This window comes from Streptomyces fuscichromogenes (assembly GCF_014645815.1).
GTDB lineage: Bacteria > Actinomycetota > Actinomycetes > Streptomycetales > Streptomycetaceae > Streptomyces > Streptomyces fuscichromogenes.
The window spans coordinates 1-719 of the sequence record NZ_BMML01000118.1 but is presented as its reverse complement, the minus strand read 5'-3'; the positions used below and the strand labels follow the sequence as shown (position 1 = coordinate 719).

Annotated in this window: 1 protein-coding gene; it reads right to left on the bottom strand. The window is 71.5% G+C overall.

Going from position 1 to position 719, the window contains the following annotated elements; genetic code table 11:
• Window positions 1–719 (bottom strand): acyltransferase domain-containing protein (locus IEZ11_RS50445; protein ID WP_189269860.1); only part of this gene is annotated, 719 nt, incomplete at both ends.

Here is a 719-nt window from a genome sequence, read left to right as displayed (position 1 = left end):
ATGTGGGCGCCGGACTCGGCGAGTTCCAGGTGCGCGCCCAGCAGGGGGTGATCCGTCGGGGAGAGTCCGGTGGGGGTGAGGTCGGTGGAGGGGGCCGCTTCGAGCCAGTAGCGGTCGCGTTGGAAGGCGTAGGTGGGCAGGGGGACACGCCGGCCGCCGGTGACCCGCCCGGTGAGGTCGACGGGGGCGCCGTTGGCCCAGGCCGCGGCAAGCGCGGAGAGCAGGGAGCGCTCTTCGTCCCTGCCCTTCTGCAGGGCTGCTGCGGCGGTGAACTCGTCCTGCTCCAGGGCATTGTTGACCATGGCGGTCAGGACCGGGTCCGGGCCCAGTTCCAGGAACGTGGTGACGTCCTGGGCGGCCAGGGTGCTCAGGCCGTCGTGGAAGCGGACGGTGCCGCGGATGTGCCGGGCCCAGTAACCCGGATCGGTCAGCTCCTGCGCGGTCGCGATCCGGCCGGTCACGTTCGACACCACCGGTATCGCCGGCGGGTTGAAGGTCAGGGCGGTGATGGTGCGGGTGAACTCGGCCAGGACCTCGTCCATGTGGGCGGAGTGGAAGGCATGACTGACCGTCAGCGCCTTGACCCGGACACCGTCCGTCCTGAACCGGCCGGCGATCTCCTCGACCGCGTCCGCGTCACCCGAGACGACCACCGCGGAGGGGCCGTTGACGGCCGCCAGGTCCAGCCGTCCGGCGAACCCCTCAAGGACCGCGACCAC